This is a genomic window from uncultured Methanobrevibacter sp. (assembly GCF_900314695.1).
Lineage (GTDB): Archaea > Methanobacteriota > Methanobacteria > Methanobacteriales > Methanobacteriaceae > Methanocatella.
Genome location: NZ_OMWD01000005.1, coordinates 35,163 through 59,383 on the forward strand (window position 1 = coordinate 35,163; position 24,221 = coordinate 59,383).

Genomic DNA, 24,221 nt, shown 5'->3' on the forward strand with positions numbered 1-24,221 from the left:
ACTAAAAAAAGAAAATTAAAAGAGATTATGGGAAATCTCTTTATTTGATTGTTATTTTTGCTTTAACTGTTTTTCCGGTAAAGTATTTGTTGCCTGCAAATTTAACTGTAGCAGTGTGTTTGCCTTTTTTAGTTAATTTGGTAATTTTAAATGTAGCTTTACCTTTTGCAGTGGTGGTTGCTTTATAGGTTTTGCCTTTAACTTTGAGAGTAACTTTTACTTTTGATATTGCTTTACCAGATTTGGATTTTAAGGTTACAGTGTATTTTTTAGTTTTTGTTTTAGCCTTGAAAGTCTTTTTGGATGCAGTTAATTTGGATGCTTCTTTTGTGACTTTGATGGCTGCAGTTTTTGTAGCTGCTACATATTCGTCATCACCAGCAAATTTAACGGTAGCTTTTAAAGAACCTGTTTTTGTTGCTTTAAGGGTAACAGTAGCTACTCCTTTTGAATTGGTTATTGTTTTGTAGGTTTTGCCGTTAAATGTAACTGTGATATCTTTATCAGCTAAAGTTTTACCGTTTGCATCTTTAAGAGTTATTTGGTATTTGCTGCCTTTTTCAATAGCTTGTAAGTAGAATGTTTTTCCACTAGCTGTTATTGCAGTTGCTGTTCTGTCATCTTTAACAGTGATTAGAGCTTCGGCATTGCCTGCTTTGTTGTAATAATCACTTGAAGTATGTACGCTGGCACTATAATTTCCAGGAGTTAAAGTTAAGTTAATAGAAGCAACACCATTTGAATCAGTCACAACAGAGTATTCTTCACCATTGAGGCTAATTGTTGTTGGTTTGTTAGCTATTGCTTTACCTTTGTTGTCTTTTAAAGTAATTTCAAATGTACCCTTCTTGTATCCTACAGTCACATCATCTGCTGTTAAGTTTACAGCTTGTGAATCTTTATAAGTTCCAATTACTTTTTCTGAAGATTGGTATCTGGTTTCACCTTGAACTATGAAGTATTCAAAAGTAGGTGGGAATGGTAATTTATCAGGTTTGTATGTATTTGGACCTACAGTTACATTGAAGTATCCGTCACCAATCAAGATAGCTATTCTGCTTCCACTTAAAGTGTTGTTAAATATATATTCGTTTCCTGATCCGTAACAGGTAATTGAACTAATTTTTGAGTTTAAAATGGTATTTTCATATACTTTGTGTCCGGAAGAATGTAAAAGATAAATACCTTCTTTTGCACCTGAAACGGTATTATTAAATACGGTAACATTAAATCCATTAGCCTTGAATCTCACATCGATTCCATGATTTTTAGCATTTGTTACAGTATTATTTGCAACTATGGAGAATTGTGATCCAAAGCAGATAATTCCTGTTGTATATTGGTTTGATACTTTGTTGTTTGTTATTATTGAGTTAGGACAACCATTTTTTTGGAATCCTACAAATAATCCCCATGATGCTCCATCAATGTCACATCCGGTAATGGTGATGTTTTTACTGTTTTCTGCAAAGATACATGCAGTTTTGTATTCTTCACCATTTGGATTGGAATAATTTGGATAATTGCTAATTAAATTTAAATTACTTATTACAACATTAGTGTTGTTGATGGAATATATGATTGAGGAGTAAAGTAACGCATTGTATGTGCTTGGTAATCCTATAGAATTGATTATCTCTTTGTTTGCATTGTTTAATCCTTTTAAAGTTGCATTATTACCAATAATCTTTATGTTTTTATTAATGTAAATGCAAATGTCTTCAAATACTGCATCTTTTTCAAAGATTATTGTATCTCCATTTTCCATTCCGTTAATTGCAGTTTGGATTTGGGAATTTGTCATTCCTGCAGAAATTGTCACATTTTTACCGGTTGGTTTTAAAATTGTATCATAATCAACAACAACTGGTTTTGGTGTTTCGATTCCTTTATATTCAGCATAAGTTATATTTGTTAGTCCACTGTCTGTGTAGGTACCCATCATAGCAGATGTACTTGCATAATCTCCCTTTGCTTCAGCAACATAAAATACAAATGATGGTGGCATTGGTAAATTATCTAATTTCCATTCGTTTTCACCAATGGTAATGTTGTTATATCCTGTGTAAGCACCTCCAACAGGTTGTCCTCCACCTAAAAGAACTCCAATCCTTGAATTTAATAATTTATTATTGTTGATAGTTATATGGCTAGCACCACAACATGTAATTGAGCTTAAACTACAATCTCTTATTATATTTCCAGTTACAACATGTTTTGCTGAATGTAATAAATAAATACCTTCTTTAGCACCAATCACAGTATTGTTTAAAACTTTAACATTTGGTCCAACGCCATGTCTCACATCAATTCCGTGGTTTTTGGCATTGGTTACTGTGTTATTTCTAATTATTGTTCTAGGGGACTGGAAGTTGAGTATTCCAGTAATTAATTGGTTTTGAACTTTATTGTTTTCAATGATTCCGTCAGCACAATTTTGGAACCAAATACCCCAGGAACATCCGGTAATGCTGGTGTTTGTAATTGTTGTATGGTTTGAGAAATAATTATATATTACACAATTGCTGTATCTGGAGTCTGCCCCTTTATCAGTTCCACTATTTGCACCTGCGACAAGTTTTATGTCTTTTAATACTAAACCGTTGGTTTTGAGAATGTATAATGTTGCAAGATTTGTAATTGCGTAACCACCTTCTGTGGTTTTGTTCATGATTATTTCGGGAGTGGTATTTGCAGATGGTCTGTCATATCCATATAATGTGGATCCATTCCCATTTATTGTAATGCTTTTGTTTACATAAATGCATATATCTTTATATTCTCCCTGTTGGAAATTTAAAGTATCTCCATCATTTAAACTATTTATTTTTGTTTGAATTTGATCATTAGTATCGGTAGTTTCAATTGTAACTTCTGTACTTGATAGCTTTTCGCTATTTCCTATAGTATCAGTTATATTTTCAGCTGATACTATGGTTGTACTTAAAAATACAATTAATACTAACATTAATGCTAATATTAAACATTTTTTATCCATATTTTCATCTCTAAATTAAATATATTCAATCACTTATACCAATAAATTTCATCGATAAGTAATTAGTTATATATTGATTTTTATATTATTTAAATGAAAATGTCTCAAATTTTTAATATAACAGTGTTAATCAAATATAATGGGTGTAATTTGATTTATATCGGTAGGATTTTCCAATATAATGCTGTTATATAGGTTAGATTTATATAGATTTGACTTCAAAAATATACTCGTTAATCAATATTATGTATATGGTATAATTTTTTATTTTATAAAATTTTATTAACTTATATAATTTGATTATAAAAATAAAGATTGGGAAGTTTTTAATATGGACAAAAAAGTGTTAATTCTTTTTTTCTTATCTCTATTATTCTTATTATTAGTTTCTTCAGTTAGTGCAACTAATATCTATGAGAACAATATGACACTTCTTTCTGATAGTGGTGATAATTATGAAACTATTACTGCTGATTTGTCAAATGAAGATATCCAATCAAAATTTGATAATGCAAAAGATGGAGATACTTTTGAATTTACAGATAATGAATATAATGATATTTCTTTGGTTGTAGATAAAAAATTAAATATTGTTTCAAAAAACGGTAGTGTTGTATATACTTTAGGTAAATTAACTGATAAAGCTAAGAAGTTAGGATTAGATAAAACTTTCGGATTTTATTTCACATCAAAATCAGCAGGAAGTGTATTGTCTGGAATAACGATTGTCGCTTCAAATAGTGATTGTGGAGTCATCGTGGATAATGCAAAAAATGTTGTGGTTAAAGATAACAAGATTGTTGGTGGAAAAAACTGTATTTTAGTAAAAAATTCTGATAAAATTGTTGTTTCAGGCAATGATATCCTAAAAGCCAGTCAAAATGGTTTGCAGCTTCAGGATGTAAAAAATACATTAGTATATGATAATTCGATTTCATATAACAAATGGTCTGGAATTGAAACTTCAAATATTTATTATTGCAATATTACCAACAATACAATTCATCATAATAACTTAAATGGTATTTCAACCTTCAACAAGTCTTCCCATACATTAATTGCAAGAAATAAAGTTTATGAAAATACTAATGGTGTCTATATCAACTCAACATCCACTAATGATGTTGTTAAAACAAATTCATTAACAAATAATAGAAAAGACCCACGTTCAAGCATGGGTGGATTTGAAACAGGTAATGGATTTTTGTTAGGTTCAGGATTCAAAAGTTCTGGAAGCACCATACTTAAAGTTGAGTATAACTATTTGGCACATAATGAATTTTACCAGGCTAAAAATTATTGGGAAAATGAAAACTTTGAATTGGGTCAAAACTGGTATGATTCAAATGATCCCTCAAATACTTTTGTATGTCCAAGGCTTTTAGCATCTTTAATGAATTTGGATACTTTATCCATTAGTAACACTCTATCTCTTCAATTAAGGGACTCTTCAGGTAGGGCTGTAAATGAATTTGCAACTTTTCAAACAAATGTTGAAGTTGATGGGAATAGGTACACTGTTACAGTTAATGATGGGCAAGCAACAGTTGTTAAAGATTTGGATCCTACTGTTGACCATAATGTAAAGGTAGAAATTGGCGGTCAGTATTATAACTATGATTATCATGCTTCAGGTGATAAAGGCCAATCAACAGATTCAAAGTCATCAACATCAAATGATAATGAAAAAGGGTCTCAAAATAATAATGGAAATGAAGGAACTTCTGATGTAAATGGAAACTCCAATTATCAGGGTAATTCCCATGGTGGTAATTCTTCAGGTTCACATGTGGCAAATTCACTAAACTCAGGTAACTATGGAACAAACAGCTCAGACATTCCATCTCAAGACACTTCTGATAATGGACAGGATGCATTATCTAATGGTGATTTGAACTCCGGAGATACTGGTAATGGCGAAGCTTCTAAGGAAGGTAAAGCATTTGAGATTGTTCCTCCAGTAACCACTTCAAAAGAACTTACAAACACTTCTGGCCTTATAGTGATGTGCATATTATCCATAATGGGATTGTTGATTTATGGATATAGGGGTAAATTCGATAAAGATGAATATTAATAAAACATTTTCTTTTCTTTTTTTCTTTAATTTATTAATAAGTTTAATTAAATTATATATTGATGACAGTCAAATCTTATTCTTTAAAAATCAATACTAATAAAAGCTTTGAAATTATTGATATCACTTCACAAATTAATAATCTGATTGATATTGATGAAGGAATCATCTCAATTTTTTCAAAACACTCTACATCAGCCATTGTGGTTAATGAAAATGAATCTGGTCTTTTAAATGATTTGGAATTCACATTAGATAATTTAATTGATGATAAATTTTCATACAAGCATGATAAAATCGATAATAATGCAAAATCACATTTGAAATCATTTTTACTTTCATCAAGCGAATCATTACCAATAAAAAATTTAAAATTGGATTTAGGTACTTGGCAATCTGTTTTTTTCATTGAATTAGATGGACCAAGAAGTGGAAGAACAGTAACTTTGACGATGGTTGGTGAATAATTGCAGAAATGGACAATAATTTTGATAGTTGTTATTGTACTATTGTTGATTTTCATTGCTGTTTTCAGTAATTATGATGCTTCTCCAGCTGTGAATAATTACTCTGAAATTGAAACACAAATGAGAAAATTATGGTATTAAAAAAAGAATTTTAGAATTCATTTGTTGATGAATTCTATTTCAAATGCAATTACAGGATACTCGAGGGTAAAGTTAGTTATTACTTCTGGGGAAACTTCACCAAAGAATCCTTTGATTGTACCTTTTTGAGCTTCGCCAACTACATCAGCTACTCTGCCTTCAATAAATGTCTTATTTTCACTGTCGCTTATTTCCATAGTATATCCTAAATTAGTCAATACGCTTGTCATTACTGATTTGATTTCAGTAAAGTTGGCGGTTGAATGGCAAATTAGGGCAGCTAACTTTTTGGAAGATCTTGTTTTGTTTTCTTTTGTATCGTCAAGATATAAAATATCTCCAATCTCAAATATTTTTTGAGGTAGGTCTTCATGCTTGTTGTCTTCTAAAAATTCCATTAAAGAATTGATTAGGCTAGTTCTAATCATAGTTCTGTCAATGGTAATTGGTCTTGCAACTTGCACATGTTCCTCTTCCTGTTGATTCATTTTTTCGTAATGTGCCTCTTCGTTTGTAAGCATTAGGCTCATTACTTCCTGAAAACCTAATCCAACCATTACTTCACGGATAGTGCTTTCTGCTTTAAACCAATCGTTTTCATAAGCTACAGTATTTATTTCAGGTAATTTTGCTTCTACGGAGTTAATGTGGTATTGTACTGCAATATTTTCAACAACATCCACTTCATGCAATATGTCTACTCTATAAGCAGGTATAATTGCTTTGACTTCGTTTTCACTAATGATTTCAGCATCAAAACGTGCTTTTAAAAGCAATCCTTTAATGTCTTCAGCAGTAAGGCTTGTTCCACCAATCAAACTATTTGCTGTATCTACATGGACATTCATCTCTTGAGGAGTTAAATCTGGAGTCTTAATGCTTTTGTCAGCATATCTGACTTCCATGGATTTAATTTGACCTCCGACCTCTGCAAATGAACAGCATATGATATTCAATGCCTGATTGACAGCTCTTTCATCAGTTCCAGTCACATCAACAATAATGTTTTTTGTGTCTTCCTTGATTTTGGTCAACTCGCCGTTGATAATTGGCGGCATTGACAAGACATTGTCGTCCTTATCAAGAATTAATGGATATTTGTCAAAGTCTTGGATTAAATGAGCATAATCAACACCTTTGTCGTGTTGGGTTAATATTTCATCAGGAGTCATTTCAAAGTCCTTTTCTAAAGGAACAAATGCATTTGCATCCTTAGGGGTTGCAATATATTTAAATGGTCCGGTAACGACATCAGCATTATGAATACCGATAGCTACTTTTTTCCTGTCTCTTCCGATTACCCAATGGAGATTTTCCTGGAAATCCATAATATATTTGAGTTTATCGCCAGTAAAATCAACATTGTCAATTTTTGCAAATCCTATGTATGGTCTGATTTTTGCCACATCTTCATCCACTTCAACATATTCTCCAGATTCTTCAACCTTATAATCTGGAAAACCGATTTCCTGACCGATAAATCCTTTAAATGATCTGGCTACTCCTTCGACAGATAGATTGTCTGGGCGGTTTGGGAAGAATTCTACCTTGATTTCTTCATCATCAAAGTCTTCAATATCACTGGACATCATTGGCAATGTGTCTATTAATTCATCTTTTTCCATGTCTATTCCTAAATCTTTCAAATCCTGATATTTGAATGTAATAACTGGCATTTAATAACTCCATTAATTATTTTTAAAATCCATAAATCAATATGAAGAATAGAGATTCAATTACGAAATGCAATGCTCTATGTTCTATTTCACCCATATTGCGTATTAATACGGTATGTGAAACATCGATTACAAAATGAATTAGGGCTGCTTGAATTCCTACAACTGGATTTAAGAAAACTATTGATAAAACAATAAAATGAAATCCTGCTTCCATTGTCTCATGTGCTAACCATGTTTGCCATGTTGTTTTTGTGGTCTGTTGGATTAAACCACCTAAAATAATGTAAAAATTATTAAAAACTTTCCACATTATTTGTGTGTGCAATACATCGCTTACAGCTAGTACAATAGCAACATAAAACCATAATAAGTTCATTTTTTACACAGTCCTTTTTTTGATTGATAATATTAATAATATGATTTTAGTATATAATATATTTATCTATATTTTCGATTTTTACTTAATATTTTTAAATAAGAAGCAACATATCTAATAATATTATTTTTATCTACATTTATTAGGAGAAAATATATGTCAAAAGAAGAGATTCCTAAAGACTATGACTTTAAAAAAGAAAAAGAATGGGAGAAGAAATGGGAAGATGAAAACATCTACAAATACATTGGAGATGGATCTCGTCCTAGATATGTTATTGATACTCCCCCACCATACCCAACAGGAGCTATTCACTTAGGACATGTCCTTAATTGGGTTTACATTGATATGAATGCAAGATACAGAAGACAAAAAGGATATGATGTCTTATTCCCTCAGGGATGGGACTGCCATGGTCTTCCTACTGAGGTTAAGGTTGAAGAAACTCATGGAATCAAGAAAAATGATGTTTCAAGAGCTCAATTCAGACAGTATTGTATTGATTTGACCACTAAAAACATTGCAAGCATGAAAGCGGACATGAAGGCAATGGGTTATTCACAAGATTGGACTCGTGAATTCGTTACAATGAATCCTGAGTATATGAAAAGAACTCAATATTCCTTTTTGAAAATGTATGAAGATGGTTTGATTTATCAAGGAAAACACCCAGTAAATTGGTGTCCTCGTTGTCAAACAGCTATTGCTTTTGCGGAAGTTGAATATTCGGACAACACTACCTTTTTAAATTATGTTAACTTCCCTCCTGCAGTTGAAGATTCATACAATGACATAGCATCTTCACAAGAATCCGGCAAGCAAGCTGACCCTAAAGAAGAGGGTATTTTAATTGCAACAACTAGGCCGGAATTGATGTCTGCATGTGTAGCGGTTGTAATTCACCCTGAAGATGAAAGATACACTCACCTTTTAGGTAAATATGTTGAAGTTCCTTTATCACACCAAAAAGTAAAAATTATTGCAGATGAAGAGGTAGATCCAGAATTTGGTACAGGTGCAGTAATGATTTGTACATTTGGGGATAAAACTGACGTAAGTTGGGTTCAAAAATATGACCTTGAAGTCATAGATGTTATTGATGATTCGGGTACATTAACAGCTGCTGCTGGAAGATATGAAGGAATGGACCTTCAAACATGTAAAAAACAGACTATCGAAGATTTGGACAGTGAGGGCTACTTATTGAAGAAAGAACAAGTTGATCAAAATGTAGGTCAATGCTGGAGATGTAAAACTCCTGTTGAAATTCTTCTTAAAGAACAGTGGTTTGTAGCTGTAAGAGATCTAATTGAAAAGACCAAAGTGGCAGCGAATGAAATGAATTGGGTACCTGAACACATGAAATCCCGTATGATAAACTGGGCGGATTCTATGGAATGGGACTGGTGTATTTCAAGACAGAGAATATTTGCAACACCAATTCCTGTATGGTACTGTAAAGACTGTGGAAAAGTCATTTTGCCTGAAGTTGAGGATTTACCTATTGACCCAACTGTCGACAAGCCGAAACATGCATGTGAATGCGGATGTGAAGAGTTCGTACCGGAAGTAGATGTCTTGGACACTTGGATGGATTCATCAATTTCACCGTTATCCATTGCAGGATGGCCTGATGAAGATTATGTAAATCATTTCCCATCAGATATTCGTCCACAAGGTCACGATATTATCCGTACATGGGCTTTTTACACTACCTTAAGATGCATAGCTCTAACAGGTCAAAAACCCTTTGATGATATTGTAATCAATGGTATGGTATTTGGTGAAGACGGAAATAAAATGAGTAAATCAAGACCTGAGTTTGTTGTTGGACCTGAGGAGGTCATTGAAAAATATGGTGCCGACTCATTGAGAACTTGGGCGGCCAACAGTGTTCCTGGATCTGATGTAATATTTGACTGGAAGGATATTAAACACGGATACAGATTCCTTAGAAAATTCTGGAATGCATTCAGATTCATTAGCATGCAAATATTTGATGAAGAAATATCTTATGATGATGTCAAAGATAATTTGGGTCCTATTGACTTATGGATTTTATCAAAACTCAATAACTTAAACAGAACTGTTGATGAAGCCTTTGCAGAATATAACTTTGCGGAAACAATCACTTCAATAGAAAGATTCTTCTGGCATGATTTCTGTGATGAATATATTGAAGCTGTAAAATACAGATTATACACAGATGTTTCAGATGAGTCAAGACGTGCTGCAAAATACACATTAAGAACTGTTGTTGAGACCTCTTTAAAATTATTAGCTCCAATAGCTCCATTTTTCACAGAGGAAGTATATCAATACTTCTCAGACGAATCAATTCACACAACTTCATGGCCTGAAGTATATGATGAATTAATCAATGAGGAAATGGAGAACAAAGGAGAAACCACTGTCGAGTTAATCGATGAAGTAAGGAGATTCAAATCATCTGCAAAAATACCATTAAATGCTGAACTTTCTGAAGTCAATGTTTACACTTCAGATGAAGATTTAGTTGATGTATTTAATCAATTCGATGCAGATATTAAAGGAACTTTAAAAATCAATGACTTGGCAATTAGCTCTGGAAAACCTGAAGTCCATGAGAAAATAATCGAAGTCGAACCGGACATGTCTCAAATTGGACCGAAATTCAAAGGTGATGCAGGTAAAATCATCGGTTATTTAAAATCCACTCCAATTGATGAAATTGGAAGCGTTTTAGATGAATCACATGAGCTAACCATTGGGGATATTGTAGTTCCTGAAGACATGTTAAACATCAAAAAGGAGATTGTCGGAGCATCCGGTAAAAAGGTGGATATCCTACAATCTGAAAACTTGGATATGATTGTGGAAGTAATTAGATAATTACTTTCCCATTAACTTTTTTTAATATTGATGATATTGCATAAGTTATGGCAAAAATAAGTACTGTCCATATTATTGAATGGATTATTGGCTGATTGTGAACCAATAAGAATGGATAAGGGCCTTTCACTATTTTTAAAATGTTTAAACTAATCATGATTATTCCATATATTGCCGTAAAATACAGTCCTTGAATTGCATGCAGGTTTTCATATCTTTCAAGAAAAACAAAGGATATGATTGCTAAAACTGGACATAATGTGTGGTGGTATAGCATAGATTCATGGAATAATAAATGATACAGTCCTAATTCAGTTGTCCACGACAGTACTGTTAAAACGATTATTAATGTTAATGTTGTTGAAACAATTGCAATGTATCTGAAAGATTTAAACCATGATGGTATTTCATTATTTTTTGAAATTTGGATTAAAATGATTATGGATGATAGCAATAACAATAGATTGCTGTCTTCGGTATAATATTCTAGTGATGTAATTCCCATTTCTTTAAAAACTAATACAAATCCCATAATCTCTAAAATAATTATCAACAGGTTTATTAGTATATTGATATTTTTATGTGTGGTTTTCATTTTTTAATCTCTTATTAAATAATTATTTCAATCTTATTCGAGGTCATTTTCTATTTCTTTAGTTTTCAGTTACATTTAATAATGCATTATTGAATATTATATTCGACAATTTATATCCATTTTTATAAATGAAATCAGTTAATGGGGTGTTATTTCCTCTTATTTTCAACATTTCTTTTTCAATATCAAAGCATAGCCCTCATATTTTTTTGTGTTGAATTTTCCAAAATGAATCAGTCAAATCTTTTTTAAATATTTTTTTCATGTTTTTAACTTTGTTGTACAAGAATTTTCAGGTTTCTACAACAGGGGAGGTTAAATATATTCAATGTTAATCTCAAGTAATACATTTAAGCACAAGTAAGTATGAACTGACTCATATATAAAATTTTTCAGTGAAAATACTTAATCACATCTTTAAAATAATAACTAGAAGTTTATTTTAAAAAATAACTTTATTAAATCTTTAATTTAATTTTTTTGTATATTTAAGATATTATCAATATATTTTTTTAAAGTTCATATTGTTCTTGAACACATTCCAAAAATTTAATTAAGTATCTTTTTTAAACTGTATAATAAGAAAGTAAAGAAGAAACGTAATTTTAATATATTTTCGGTAGGGTAAAATGATTCTTAAGGTTAAAAATATTTCAGAAATTGGGGGTGTTGTAAAGGCTCCTCCTTCCAAAAGCTATTCTCACAGAGCAATAATACTGGCGGCACTGTCTAAAGGTACTTCTAAACTATATGATATGCTATACTCAGAAGACACTTTGGCTTCAATAAGGGTTTGTAAAGCGTTAGGTGCTAAAATAAATAAAAATGATAATTATTTAGAAGTTACTGGAACTGGGGGAAAATTGCATAATTATTCTGAAAATCCAATTGATTTGGCAAATTCTGGAACTACGTTACGATTGATGACATCAGTCTCTGCTTTGAGTGATAATGAAGTTATATTGACTGGTGATGACTCTTTAAAGACTCGTCCAATGGGACTACTTATGAATGCTTTGGAACCTTTGGGAGTCAAAACTAAATCTTTAAATGATAATGACAAAGCGCCGATATTGATTAAACCAGGATATGGTGGTGGCGAAACTAATATTATGGGTAATGTTAGTTCACAGTTTATTTCATCAATTATTATATCTTCACCATTATCCAAAAATGGTGTAACATTATATGTGTTGCCTGAATTTAAATCAAAGCCTTATGTAAATATGACTTTAGATATAATGAGAAAATTCGGTGTTAGAACACTAAGTGGATATTATCTAAAGCATGATGAATGCGATAAACAACATCAAGGTTGCAGAATTGATGAATTTAAGGTTAAAAAACAGTCTTATTTAGCTTGTGATTATACTGTAGAAGGTGATTATTCATCAGCATCTTATCTTTTAGCTTTAATTGCCATAAATGGTGGAAAAGCCAAAATTAAGAACTTGTTTAGGGATTCAAAACAGGGTGATAAATACATTTTGGAAATCCTGCAGAATATGGGTGCTACAATTATCCGTGGTGAGGATTATGTTGAAATTGCATCAAATGGTGATTTAAAAGCTATTGATGTTGATTTATCAAATGCTCCTGATTTATTGATAACTGTGGCAGTACTTGCGGCAATGGCTCAAGGAACTACCAATATTACTGGTGTGGCTCATGCAAGAGTAAAGGAAACTGATAGAATTGACACTACTTGCCGTGAACTTGAAAAACTGGGCTGTGTTCTTGAAGAGCATGAGGATGGAATGACCATAACTGGTGGCGTTGAATCAGGTGTTGTGGATTCTCATGGAGATCATCGTTTAGCTATGGCATTTTCATTAATCGGTCTCAAGCATGACATAAAGATTACTGATGGAGAAGTCTTTGATGTGTCTTTTCCTAATTTTATTGAAAGTATGGCTGAACTTGGATTTGAATTGGAGTTAGAAAATGAATAAAGAGGAAAGGGTAATTGAACTTATCAATCAATTGGAAAATACTTTTGAGATTAGAACATTTTTGGACCATGACCCTTATAAGGTATTGGTCAGAACAATTTTATCCCAAAGAACAAGGGATGAAAATACAGATCAAGCTACTAATAATCTATTTGAGAAGTATCCAGATATTTATGCAGTGGTTGATGCCCCAATTGATGACGTTAAAGAGTTAATAAGGCCGGCTGGATTTTATAATGTTAAAGCTGCAAGGATACAGGAAGTTTCACAAATCTTGATTGACCAGTATGGTGGGGAAGTTCCGGATACTGTTGATGAGCTTGTTAAGCTTCCAGGTGTTGGTCGTAAAACAGCTAATTGTGTTATGGTTTTTGCCTTTGAACTTCCGGCAATTCCCGTTGACACTCATGTTCACAGAATATCTAATCGTTTGGGATTGGTTGACACAAAAGATCCTGAAGATACTGAAGTTGAATTATGCAAAATCGCTCCTGAGGATTTATGGATTAAACTGAATGATTTGATGGTTCAATTTGGTCAAAATATCTGCAAGCCGATTGGTCCTCAGTGCGAGATTTGCCCCTGTACTGAAATCTGCGATTATTACAAATATAATATTTGATTTTTTCAACTTATTTTTTTTAGTTATACCAAAACATTTATTAAGTAAAACAATGTTATATAACAATAGTTATAATAACATCTGTTATATAACTTCAAAATAACCCTTTTAATATACCATTAAAAACAATTAATATAATAGGAGAATGAAAATTATGGCAAATATACCAGAATTAAAAAGAGGAGTATTGGATAGCATTACTGATGCTATTGGAAACACTCCAATCGTAAGATTAAATAATTTAACCGAAGGATTAGAAGCAGAAGTTGACGTAAAAATTGAATCATTTAACCCAACAGGAAGTGTAAAAGACCGTGTTGCAGTTGCAATGATTGAAGATGCAGAAGAAAAAGGTTCACTTAAACCTGGTGCAACCATAATTGAGCCAACCAGTGGAAACACAGGTATTGGTCTCGCATTTGCAGCGGCTGCAAAAGGTTATAAATTAATTTTAACCATGCCTGACACCATGTCTATTGAAAGAAGAAAGTTCCTAAGTGTTTTAGGGGCTGAACTTGTTTTAACTCCTGGTTCTGAAGGAATGGGTGGAGCTATTGCAAAAGCAAAAGAACTCAATGAAGAAACTGAAGGATCAATCATTTTAGGCCAATTCGACAACCCTGCAAACGTTAAAATCCATGCTGAAACCACTGCTCAGGAAATCCTAAGGGACACTGAAGGCAAAGTTGACATTGTTATCGGCGGTGTAGGTACTGGAGGTACAATCACTGGAATTGGTAAAGTTTTAAAAGATGCTGTTCCAGGCGTAAAAATTGTTGCAGTTGAACCAAAAGATTCTCAAACTTTAGGAAAAGGAGAAAAAGGGCCTCACAAAATTCAGGGAATCGGTGCAGGATTTGTACCTTCAATCTATGATGCAAGCGTAATTGATGAAATAATTCCTGTTGAAAATGAAGATGCTGGAAATACTTTACTTGCACTTGCTAAAGAGGAAGGTATATTTTCCGGTATTTCGTCTGGAGCTGCAACTTGGGCAGCATTGGATTTGGCTAAAAAAGAAGAAAATAAAGGTAAAAGGATAATTGCTATTTTACCGGATAACGGTGAAAGATATCTCTCTGTAGACTGGTTATTTGATTAAGAATAACTATTTATACTATATGTTATATTATATAATATTATAAAATTTGGAGATTTCAAATGTTCGATGGTTTAAGGAGTGAAATTCAAGCTGTTAAAGATAAAGACCCTGCAGCACGTTCTACATTGGAAATATTTTTGTGCTATCCAGGTTTTTATGCCTTGATATTTCATAGAGTAAGTCACTGGTTATGGAACCACTCCCTTAAACTTCTTGCCCGTATGAATTCCAATTTGGCCAGATTCATTACTGGAATTGAAATTCATCCTGGAGCAACATTTGGAAAAAGAGTTTTCATTGACCATGGAATGGGTGTTGTTGTTGGTGAAACAGCTATTGTTGGTGATGATGTATTAATCTATCAGGGAGTAATCCTTGGTGGTACTAGTACTGAAAAAACAAAGAGACATCCTACCATTGAAGATGGAGTGATTATTGGAGCCGGTGCTAAAGTAATGGGTAACATTACTATTGGAAAATATTCTAAAATCGGTACTGGTGCAGTCGTTTTGAAGGATGTTCCTCCAGAATCCACATGTGTGGGAGTTCCAGGTCGCATAGTCAAGCATAAAGGTGTACGCAAGAAAGTTGACCTTGACCACGATAAACTTCCAGACCCTGTTGCTGATGCATTGAGGACACTTGAAAAGCATCTTCAAGACAATGATAAACGCTTTGAGATTTTATTTGAAAAACATGGAATTTGTTTAACTGAAGATATCAGAGATGAACAAGAAGATCTCGAGGATCTGTTTAAAAAATAGAAGGGATTTTTATGAAACCACCTTGTGAAATTGTAGTATGGTATGTAATACCGGCAATTAGATCTGAACTAGCAAAAGAACTTTTAAACTTAGGAATGAAACAAAAGGATGTTTCTGAGCTTATGGACATAACCCAACCTGCAGTATCTCAATATATTACTGATAAGAGAGGTAGTGGAATTAAGCTTGATGATAATGTAAGGAGCATGATTCATGAATTTGCTCGTGAATTATCTGAAGGTGAAGCTACCAAAGCAGATTTAATTCCAAGAACCTGTAAAATTTGTAAAAACGTGAGAACTATTGATGTATTGGAACAACTTGACATTGATAAATCTGAACTTGGTGATGATTGTAAAAGTTGTATTGGTTCCGAACTTGAAGCTAAGTAAATTTGTAAAATATTGGAAAAAATAGTAAACTTTATAAACTATTAATTACCAATATTTTATTATCCTATTAATTTTAGTGGCAAGTTTACCGAGTGGCTTAGGTGTGTGGCTGCAGACCATAATACGGGGGTTCAAGTCCCTCACTTGCCTTTTACAATTACTATTTTTTTGAGGTTATTTTTATGGACGTCTATTCAACTTTAACTCGCAGTAAAGAGGATTTTGTAACTATTAATAAAAACAGAGTTAACTTATTTGTATGCGGTCCAACTGTTTATGATGATGCACACATTGGACATGGAAGGACATACATTTCTTTTGATACAATTAAAAGATATTTGGAATACAGTGGATATGCAGTATTTTACATTCAAAACATTACTGACATTGATGATAAGATTATTAACAGATCAAAAGAAAGTGGAATTCCGGCACATGAGTTAGCCAGAAAATTTGAAAGAAGATATATTGAAGACATGAACAAATTAAATGTCAACGGTGTTAATTTATTTGCAAGAGCAACTGATCATGTTGATGAAATATTGGATCAAATTCAAAGATTGATTGATAAAGGATTCGCTTATGAAACCGAAGATGGGGTTTACTTTGAAATTGAAAAATTCCCTGAATTTGGTAAATTATCCAACAGAAATATTGAAGAGCTGGAATCTCACAGAGATTTGGCAGATACAACCAAGAAAAATCCGCAGGACTTTGCGCTTTGGAAAAAACGTGAAGGTGTAGATGAACCTACCTGGCCGTCCCCATGGGGTGACGGAAGACCTGGATGGCACATTGAAGATACAGCAATTACTGAATACTACTTTGGACCACAGTATGATGCACACGGCGGAGGTCTTGACTTGATTTTCCCACACCACGAAGCTGAAATTACTCAAATGGAAGCTGTAAGTGGAAAAGCACCTATGGTAAAGTTCTGGTTGCATACTGGATTTTTAAACGTTAATGGAGAAAAAATGTCAAAATCACTCAATAACTTCATTACTATCCGTGAATTATTGAAAGACTATGCTCCTGAAACATTCAGATTCTTCGTACTTTCAACCCACTACAGAAGTCCAATTGACTTTTCAAAGGATTCACTTCACCAATCTGAAAAAAGTTTGGACAGAATCAGGAAATACTATGAGCTTTTAGATGTTGAAGTGGGAGATGAATCTTATGAATCAGATGTGTTGGCTCATCACAAGAAAGAATTCTTTGACAGCATGGACGATGACTTTAATACTCCAAAAGCTATTGCATCAATCTTTGGTTTAATCAATGATACCAAAAACGAGTTAGACTCATTATCAGATGATGATAAGAAAGCTATTAAATCATTCCTTGATGATGCTGCACATATTTTTGGTGTAAGCTTCGAACTTGAAGATGTAAATGCCGGATCTGATGATTTGCTTGATTTGATTTCAGAAGTAAGATCAGAACTAAGGGCTAATAAGCAATATGATTTATCTGATAAAATTCGTGACAGTTTACAATCTTTAGGCTATGAAATTAATGATTAAGGAGATTTTTTCTCCTTTTTTTTCAAAACATGATGTAAATTATTTTTAACATTTCAGAACAATATTTTTTTTGTTTTGACTATTTTATTGGTTATAATAATAGTAAATGTTTAATTGATATTAATTAGCACATATTCGCATTTTGCTTCGTTTCTCATAGGCCATCCCCATCCAGTTAAACCGGACGATACAATTTGTTTCATGTCTTTAATTTCATACTCTCCATAGTTTAAACGGCCTGATAAATCATATATCATTCCATAAGGAAATACTTGTCCACCATGTGTATGACCTGAAAGTTGCAAATCAACACCTTCTTGAGCGTTCTCTTCATATTCAACAGGTTGGTGGTCCAATACTACAATATATTTCGATAAATCACTTTCATTAAGAATTTCATTCACATCAGTTCTATTGATTGAATCTTCCCATTCAGCATCACTTCTTCCAACTAAAACAAAGTCATTATTGATAGTGATTTTATCATCATTCAATATTTTAATTCTATTTTTCTCAATGGATTGATTTAGGTCACTATCGGTGAATGTCCTATTTCCATTTTCATAGTCTGAAGTATATGGTTGCCTATCATGGTTTCCAAAGATGTAATATGTTCCATATGTTGAATTGATTTTTCCTAATTCTTCGAATATTTCTTGCATACTGTCTTTCGTAGTTCTTTCATCAACAATGTCTCCCCCTAAAAGAACAATATCTGGTTTTAAATTATTCATTTTTAAAATGCTGTCTTTCACTAATTGGGTATTCTGCACAGTTCCATAATGAACATCACTAATGAAAAGAATAGAATAAGATTTATTGTCAATTTTATCTGTTGTTAAGTTATACTCGGTTAGTTCAATATGGTTCATTCCATAAACACTACCAAGAATAATGATGGTAAAAATAATAATGGCAAGTAATCCTTTTTTATGAATTATTGGAATGAAATTTAGGTGTTTTTCTTTAATCAAATATTTTTGAATTATTCTTATTAAATCAGCTATTAAAGATGAAATAAACAAATAGAATATCAATATTGCACCCATTGACCATATGTTTAAGCAAAATAGAAATGATAAAATTGCGATTATACTACTTATTATGATTTGTTTGTTTTTTGATAAATTGGAATCATTGAGAGCATATTTCACTCTGAAAAGTGTGTATATTCCAATTAAAATGCCTAAAATTATTCCCATAACTATATATTCTGGGAAAAATCCTAATGTAAAGAAGTGGATGAGATTCATAATATTAAGTATGATTAATGTAATTTTATAATTTTTTATTTATGAAATTGTTAAAATCAAAAAAATATAACAATGTTTATATAGTAAAATAACATATGTTATAATTGTATAACATAAGTTATAATTTATTTTTTAGGTTTACCAAAACATTTATATATGAATAATAACAATTGTTATATAGTAAATATAACACGTGATATATTTTACTCAAATTAAATTATAAAGGTGATTATTAATGACAAATAAAAATTATGGATTAGCAACATTAGGTGTACGTGCAGGACAAACTCCAGACCCCGTAACTGGGGCACAAGCAGTTCCAATTTTCCAAACTACTTCATATGTATTTAAAGACTCAGATGAGGCTGCAAGAAGATTCGCCCTTCAAGAATTTGGACAAATTTATTCCAGATTAACAAACCCTACCAGTGATGTATTTGAAGCAAGAATTGCTGCTATCGAAGGTGGTAATTCAGGTATTTCAACATCAAGTGGTCTTGCAGCAATTTCATATGCAATATTGAATGTAACAGAACCTGGAGACAACATTGTATCTGCAGACAACCTTTACGGTGGAACATACCAATTATTTAATTATACTTTTAAAGACTTGGCAAGAGAAGTTAAATTTGTTAATTCACAAGACTTACAGGCTTTTGAAGATGCAATTGATGAAAAAACAAGAGCAATTTATGTTGAATCAATTGGAAACCCAAAATTGGATGTACCTGACTTTGAAGCATTGGCAGAAATTGCACATTCACATGACATCCCGTTAATTGTAGATAATACTGTTGGTGTAGGACTTGTCAGACCATTGGAACATGGTGCTGATGTCATTGCTGCTTCAGCAACCAAATATGTTGGAGGTCATGGTACTGCTGTTGGAGGTTACATCGTTGATTCTGGTAAATTCAATTGGGGAAATGGTAAATTTAACAATTTCACAAAACCTGATCCAAGTTACCATGGTATTGTATTCTGGGATTCATTCGGAGATGTTCCTGAACTTGGAAACCTTGCATTTACTGTAAGAATAAGAGCAAGACTCTTAAGGGATCTCGGAGCAACTCAAGCACCAGTACACAGTTTCATATTCTTGCAAGGACTTGAAAGTTTAGATGTTAGAGTAAAAAGACACTCTGAAAATGCTTTAAAAGTAGCTAAATTTTTAGAATCACATCCTAAAGTCAAATGGGTAAATTATCCGGGTCTTGAATCACACCCAACATATGAAATCAACAAAAAATACTTGAAAGACAATTTTGCAGGTATTTTAGGTTTTGGTGTTGAAGGTGGAGAAGAAGCCGGAAGAAAAGTAATTGAAAAATTGGAATTATTCTCAATTCTTGCAAACATTGGGGATGCAAAAAGTTTAGCAATTCACCCTGCAAGTACTACCCATCAACAATTGACTCCTGAAGAACAAGAAGCAACAGGTGTAACACCAGACTTTATCAGACTTTCCATCGGTTTGGAAGATGTTGATGATTTAATTGCAGATTTAAGTCAAGCGTTAGATAGTATCTAGTTACTATCTAATCACTTAAAACATATATACTTAAAAATTTTTATTTATTAAAAAAAGACAATTGGGAGATAATGAAATGTATTTAGATAACTCAGCAACTACTCAAGTTAGTGAGGAAGTATTTGAAGAAATGAAACCATTTTTCACAGAAGAGTTTGGAAACCCTTCAACTCTTTATGGAATTGGTCGTGAATCAAAAAAGGCATTAAATTTGGCTCGTCAAAGAGTGGCTGATGCTATTAATGCAAAACCTGAAGAAATAATTTTTACAAGCGGAGGATCAGAATCTGATAATCTTGCAATTAAAGGAATAGCTTTTAAATTATCTAAAAAAGGTAAACATATTATCACCACCAATATCGAGCATCCTGCTGTAAAAAATACTTTAGGATTTTTAGAATCCCTTGACTTTAAAGTGACTTATTTGCCTGTAAATGAAGAAGGTATCATTAGTGTTGATGATTTAAAAGAAGCAATAACTGATGAAACAATTTTGATAACCATTATGCATGCAAATAATGAATTGGGTACTATTCAACCAATCGAAGAGATTGGTAAAATTGCTCGTGAAAAAGGCATTAAATTCCACACTGATGCCGTACAAAGTTTCGGTAAAATTGAAGTTGATGTTGAGAAATTAAATGTGGATTTACTTTCTTTATCTTCTCATAAAATTAATGGTCCAAAAGGTGTAGGAGCTTTATATATTAAAAAAGGAACTCGTGTTGTCCCACTTATTCATGGTGGAGGTCAGGAAAGAGGAATCAGATCTGGAACTGAAAATGTCCCTGGAATTGTTGGATTTGGTAAAGCATGTCAATTAGCAGCAGAAAACCTTGATGCACATTATGAAAAGTTATCCTCAATTCGTGATGAACTGATTGAAAAAGTATTAACAACCATTCCTGAAGCTTATTTAAATGGATCTGAAGAAATTAGATTGCCTAACTTAGTTAATTTCAGATTTAAAGCTATTGAGGGTGAATCCTTAATTCTTTTATTGGATGCTAAAGGTTATCAGGCATCCACGGGATCTGCATGTTCATCTAATACTTTAGAAGCATCTCCTGTATTGACTGCATTAGGTCTTGACCCTGTTGATGTTCATGGATCATTGAGAATATCTTTAGCACCTGAAAGCGATGCTTTTGATGTTGATGAATTTGTTAATGTAATTGCAGAAGCTGTTAAAAGATTAAGACAAATGTCACCGTTATGGAATCAGGAACTTGATTATGATAATATAATGTGTAGAAAACATGAAGATAACTGTAGGAAGTGTTAATTATGGATTATTCAGAAAAAGTTATGGATCACTTTGCAAACCCAAGAAACTGTAGAGAGATGGAAGATGCTAATGGAGTTGGAACTGTAGGAAATCCTACATGTGGAGATTTGATGACTATTTACATTAAAGTAAACGATGATGAAGTTATTGAAGATATTTCCTTCCAAACTTTCGGTTGTGGAGCAGCAATTGCAACAAGCAGTATGATTACAGAGATTGCTGTTGGAAAAACCATAGATGAAGCATTGCAAATTTCTAGAAATGATGTTGCGGAAGAATTAGATGGTCTTCCACCAATTAAAATGCACTGTTCAAACCTTGCAGCTGATGGGCTTCAGGCAGCAATTGAAAACTATAAGGAAAATAATCAATAATAATATATACTTTGTTAGATAAACTATCTTTAATCTATTTAAGGAGATGTTTTATTATGGCAAAAATTCTAAAATGTGACGACTGTGGAAGTATTATTCAAGTTTTAGTTGAAGACGATGGCGATACCTGTGACACTCATATGCTCAGTATCCCGGTACAAACTGAAGGTGAAAAATCACCTAAACACAAACCTGTAGTTGAAATCGATGGTGACAAAGTAACCGTAAAAGTCGGTGAAGCAGCTCACCCAATGGATGATGACCATTATATCCAGTTTATTGTTGTTGAAGCTGGAGCAGAACAATATGCAAAAAGTTTTAAACCTGGAGATGTTGCAGAAGTAACTTTCACTGTTAACTCTACAGATGACGTAAAAGCATGTGCATTCTGTAATTTACACGGCCTTTGGGCTAGTGAATAAGTTTAAAATCTAGTTTTAAACTTCTTTTTTTTATTTTTTCTTTAGGCTTTGTAGAAATCCTATTTGATTTTTGCAAAAATTTTTTAAAAATTTATTTTTATTTCTATTTTTACTTATAATCTATTAAAATTGTCTAATTATTGTGTATTAAGATTTACACTTGAAATTTCACATCGATTAGAAAAAATAAGCAATATATAATTATATATAGTAAAATGGAGAATAAATATTAATATGAAACGCGAAAATACCTATTCTCCAATTAGTAGTTTGTTTTCAAAGCAATTAAATCTTTCGGATTTTGGTTTTGAAAAACCTGCACTCAAAAAAATCAAAGAAATTAACAAGGACATTAAGCCAAATAAACTGTTGAAATTCATTAAATATGTGTTTAAATACTCAAAAATCGTGTTAAATAAGTATTCAAGCCATTTTTCAAAGCATGATTTCACACAACCTGCATTATTCACACTTTTAGCAGTGAAAATATATACTCGAAGCACCTACAGACAAATAACAGATTTATTGGAGTTATCTGATACCATACAGAAATATTTACACTTAAAAAAGATTCCACACTACACAACACTCCAGAAATTCTTTCAAAGACTTCCAACATCAATATTGCATGAATTAAATAAACAAATATTATTAAATCATGAAATAAATGGTGAAATAATTGCTTTAGATGGAAGTGGATTCACTAACGACTACGCAGACAAATATTACGCAATAATCAGACGAAAAGAAAGAAAAAGCTACGTAAAAAACCATATTTCAATCGATGTAGACAGCAGATTAATACTTCATTATGCAGCCCAAAGAGGCCCAAGATTCGACACCCGCTTTGCATTAGCAGCAATAAGAAATATAAAGAAATATAAACCAAAATACATCCTAGCAGACAGAGCATACGATACAGAACCCATCAGAAAATGCATAAACGAAGAAGCAAAAGCAGAAGATCAAATACCACTAAAAACCAGAGCAAAAACAGGACATTATCGACTAAAAAGTAAAAAACAATTCAACCAGGAAATCTATTCAAGAAGAAACAACGTTGAATCGATATTTAGTGTAATAAAAAGAATATTCAACGGAACAAACCGAAGCAGAAGCCTACAATTATCAAATAAAGAAACAAAACTCAAAAATACAATTTACAACATCTATCGATCAACTCAGATTCAATAAAAAAGAGGATTTCTACAAAGCCTTTCTTTATAAAAAATTATAAATAATTTCTTTTACATAGTTTATATTGTGTCTAAATATATTAAATTAATAATTTTTATTTTGATTTTAGGTATTATTTCGGCAGCTATTCTTTATATGGACAGTTCTGTTGATAATATGAATAAACTGATGCCGGAAATTAGTGATGGCATTGTTAATGGAGATAAAGATTATAATGATGCTGTTGATTTGGTCAATAATAAAAGTTATGCAAATTCAATGAATAAAGCTATTTCAGCAGGTAATAATTATAATAACAGTTTGAACAAGTTACATATCTTAAAAAATAATTTTACTTCAGACATTACTCAAGTTCATAAAGATTATATTAATGATGCTATTTTGGAATTGGAGTTAAAGCTTAAGGCAGTAGATAAACTTAAAGAATCGATTGAATGTTTTGAAGTTAACTATAATTATACTGGTAGTGAGTATGGTTTTGAAGCTAATGATTATATGAATCAATCAATGTCTTATAAAAATGAAAGGGATTCATTAGTTAGTGAAAATCCAAAGTTATTTAAGCAAAATTTTTTCATTTAATGAGGTTTT

At 32.1% G+C, this 24,221-nt stretch carries 21 protein-coding genes and 1 tRNA gene; 17 read left to right on the forward strand and 5 right to left on the reverse strand.

Annotated features, from left to right (window positions below):
• Nucleotides 1–40: 40 nt before the first annotated feature.
• The gene (locus tag QZN45_RS02235) at nucleotides 41–2,998 is read right to left on the reverse strand and encodes a right-handed parallel beta-helix repeat-containing protein (protein ID WP_296810825.1); all 2,958 of its coding nucleotides are present in this window, start codon (nucleotides 2,996–2,998) and stop codon (nucleotides 41–43) included.
• Between the two features lie 424 nt (nucleotides 2,999–3,422).
• On the opposite strand from QZN45_RS02235, the gene QZN45_RS02240 reads away from it, so the two are divergent.
• The 3 genes from QZN45_RS02240 to QZN45_RS02250 all read left to right on the forward strand — a co-directional run bounded on the left by QZN45_RS02240 (nucleotide 3,423) and on the right by QZN45_RS02250 (nucleotide 5,683).
• Nucleotides 3,423–5,075 carry a right-handed parallel beta-helix repeat-containing protein gene (locus QZN45_RS02240; RefSeq protein ID WP_296810828.1) on the forward strand — a complete coding sequence of 551 codons (1,653 nt, stop codon included), beginning with the start codon at nucleotides 3,423–3,425 and terminating at the stop codon, nucleotides 5,073–5,075.
• A gap of 62 nt (nucleotides 5,076–5,137) precedes the next feature.
• Nucleotides 5,138–5,542: a secondary thiamine-phosphate synthase enzyme YjbQ gene (locus QZN45_RS02245; protein ID WP_292605526.1), complete on the forward strand. Its 405-nt coding sequence runs from the start codon at nucleotides 5,138–5,140 to the stop codon at nucleotides 5,540–5,542.
• The gene (locus tag QZN45_RS02250; protein WP_292881728.1) at nucleotides 5,543–5,683 is read left to right on the forward strand and encodes a hypothetical protein; all 141 of its coding nucleotides are present in this window, start codon (nucleotides 5,543–5,545) and stop codon (nucleotides 5,681–5,683) included.
• A gap of 17 nt (nucleotides 5,684–5,700) precedes the next feature.
• On the opposite strand, the gene pheT is transcribed toward QZN45_RS02250, so the two are convergent.
• Nucleotides 5,701–7,359: a phenylalanine--tRNA ligase subunit beta gene (gene pheT, locus QZN45_RS02255; RefSeq protein ID WP_292605524.1), complete on the reverse strand. Its 1,659-nt coding sequence runs from the start codon at nucleotides 7,357–7,359 to the stop codon at nucleotides 5,701–5,703.
• Nucleotides 7,360–7,381: 22 nt separating this feature from the next.
• Nucleotides 7,382–7,738 (reverse strand): hypothetical protein, encoded by a 357-nt coding sequence (locus QZN45_RS02260; RefSeq protein WP_292605522.1) that lies wholly within the window; start codon nucleotides 7,736–7,738, stop codon nucleotides 7,382–7,384.
• A 156-nt stretch (nucleotides 7,739–7,894) separates the two neighbouring features.
• Here QZN45_RS02260 and QZN45_RS02265 point away from each other — a divergent pair, with 156 nt between their 5' ends.
• Nucleotides 7,895–10,609 carry a valine--tRNA ligase gene (locus QZN45_RS02265; protein ID WP_296810834.1) on the forward strand — a complete coding sequence of 905 codons (2,715 nt, stop codon included), beginning with the start codon at nucleotides 7,895–7,897 and terminating at the stop codon, nucleotides 10,607–10,609.
• Here QZN45_RS02265 and QZN45_RS02270 read toward each other — a convergent pair.
• A complete protein-coding gene (locus QZN45_RS02270; protein ID WP_292605516.1) occupies nucleotides 10,602–11,141 on the reverse strand; it encodes a hypothetical protein in 540 nt (179 codons plus the stop codon). The genes QZN45_RS02265 and QZN45_RS02270 overlap by 8 nt on opposite strands.
• Before the next feature lie 692 nt (nucleotides 11,142–11,833).
• Between QZN45_RS02270 and aroA the strand changes: the two genes are divergently transcribed.
• From aroA to cysS, 7 genes are all read left to right on the forward strand, one after another.
• Nucleotides 11,834–13,156 (forward strand): 3-phosphoshikimate 1-carboxyvinyltransferase, encoded by a 1,323-nt coding sequence (gene aroA, locus QZN45_RS02275; protein WP_292605514.1) that lies wholly within the window; start codon nucleotides 11,834–11,836, stop codon nucleotides 13,154–13,156.
• Nucleotides 13,149–13,778 carry an endonuclease III gene (gene nth / locus QZN45_RS02280; protein WP_292605512.1) on the forward strand — a complete coding sequence of 210 codons (630 nt, stop codon included), beginning with the start codon at nucleotides 13,149–13,151 and terminating at the stop codon, nucleotides 13,776–13,778. Before aroA ends, nth begins: the two co-directional genes overlap by 8 nt.
• A 154-nt stretch (nucleotides 13,779–13,932) precedes the next feature.
• Complete coding sequence (gene cysK, locus QZN45_RS02285; protein ID WP_292881683.1) at nucleotides 13,933–14,880, forward strand: cysteine synthase A; 948 nt, start codon at nucleotides 13,933–13,935, stop codon at nucleotides 14,878–14,880.
• Nucleotides 14,881–14,939: 59 nt separating this feature from the next.
• Complete coding sequence (gene cysE / locus QZN45_RS02290; protein WP_292605510.1) at nucleotides 14,940–15,644, forward strand: serine O-acetyltransferase; 705 nt, start codon at nucleotides 14,940–14,942, stop codon at nucleotides 15,642–15,644.
• An 11-nt stretch (nucleotides 15,645–15,655) separates the two neighbouring features.
• Nucleotides 15,656–16,036, forward strand: coding sequence for a transcriptional regulator (locus tag QZN45_RS02295; protein WP_292605508.1), 381 nt, complete (start codon nucleotides 15,656–15,658; stop codon nucleotides 16,034–16,036).
• Between the two features lie 78 nt (nucleotides 16,037–16,114).
• Nucleotides 16,115–16,186: transfer RNA gene (locus QZN45_RS02300), tRNA-Cys, on the forward strand.
• Between the two features lie 32 nt (nucleotides 16,187–16,218).
• On the forward strand, nucleotides 16,219–17,565 hold the full coding sequence (cysS, locus tag QZN45_RS02305; RefSeq protein ID WP_292605506.1) for a cysteine--tRNA ligase: 1,347 nt from the start codon (nucleotides 16,219–16,221) through the stop codon (nucleotides 17,563–17,565).
• A gap of 110 nt (nucleotides 17,566–17,675) precedes the next feature.
• Here cysS and QZN45_RS02310 read toward each other — a convergent pair whose 3' ends face one another.
• Complete coding sequence (locus QZN45_RS02310) at nucleotides 17,676–18,818, reverse strand: metallophosphoesterase (protein WP_292605504.1); 1,143 nt, start codon at nucleotides 18,816–18,818, stop codon at nucleotides 17,676–17,678.
• 235 nt (nucleotides 18,819–19,053) lie between these two features.
• Between QZN45_RS02310 and QZN45_RS02315 the strand changes: the two genes are divergently transcribed.
• The 6 genes from QZN45_RS02315 to QZN45_RS02340 all read left to right on the forward strand — a co-directional run bounded on the left by QZN45_RS02315 (nucleotide 19,054) and on the right by QZN45_RS02340 (nucleotide 24,212).
• The gene (locus QZN45_RS02315) at nucleotides 19,054–20,349 is read left to right on the forward strand and encodes an O-acetylhomoserine aminocarboxypropyltransferase/cysteine synthase family protein (protein ID WP_292605502.1); all 1,296 of its coding nucleotides are present in this window, start codon (nucleotides 19,054–19,056) and stop codon (nucleotides 20,347–20,349) included.
• A 76-nt stretch (nucleotides 20,350–20,425) separates the two neighbouring features.
• Nucleotides 20,426–21,634, forward strand: a complete 1,209-nt coding sequence (gene nifS / locus QZN45_RS02320; protein ID WP_292605500.1) for a cysteine desulfurase NifS — start codon at nucleotides 20,426–20,428, stop codon at nucleotides 21,632–21,634.
• Nucleotides 21,635–21,636: 2 nt separating this feature from the next.
• A complete protein-coding gene (gene nifU, locus QZN45_RS02325) occupies nucleotides 21,637–22,011 on the forward strand; it encodes a Fe-S cluster assembly scaffold protein NifU (protein ID WP_292605498.1) in 375 nt (124 codons plus the stop codon).
• 56 nt (nucleotides 22,012–22,067) lie between these two features.
• The gene (locus QZN45_RS02330) at nucleotides 22,068–22,433 is read left to right on the forward strand and encodes a desulfoferrodoxin family protein (RefSeq protein WP_292605496.1); all 366 of its coding nucleotides are present in this window, start codon (nucleotides 22,068–22,070) and stop codon (nucleotides 22,431–22,433) included.
• Between the two features lie 234 nt (nucleotides 22,434–22,667).
• On the forward strand, nucleotides 22,668–23,627 hold the full coding sequence (locus tag QZN45_RS02335) for an IS5 family transposase (protein ID WP_296810844.1): 960 nt from the start codon (nucleotides 22,668–22,670) through the stop codon (nucleotides 23,625–23,627).
• A gap of 69 nt (nucleotides 23,628–23,696) precedes the next feature.
• Complete coding sequence (locus QZN45_RS02340) at nucleotides 23,697–24,212, forward strand: hypothetical protein (RefSeq protein ID WP_296810847.1); 516 nt, start codon at nucleotides 23,697–23,699, stop codon at nucleotides 24,210–24,212.
• Nucleotides 24,213–24,221 lie beyond the last annotated feature (9 nt).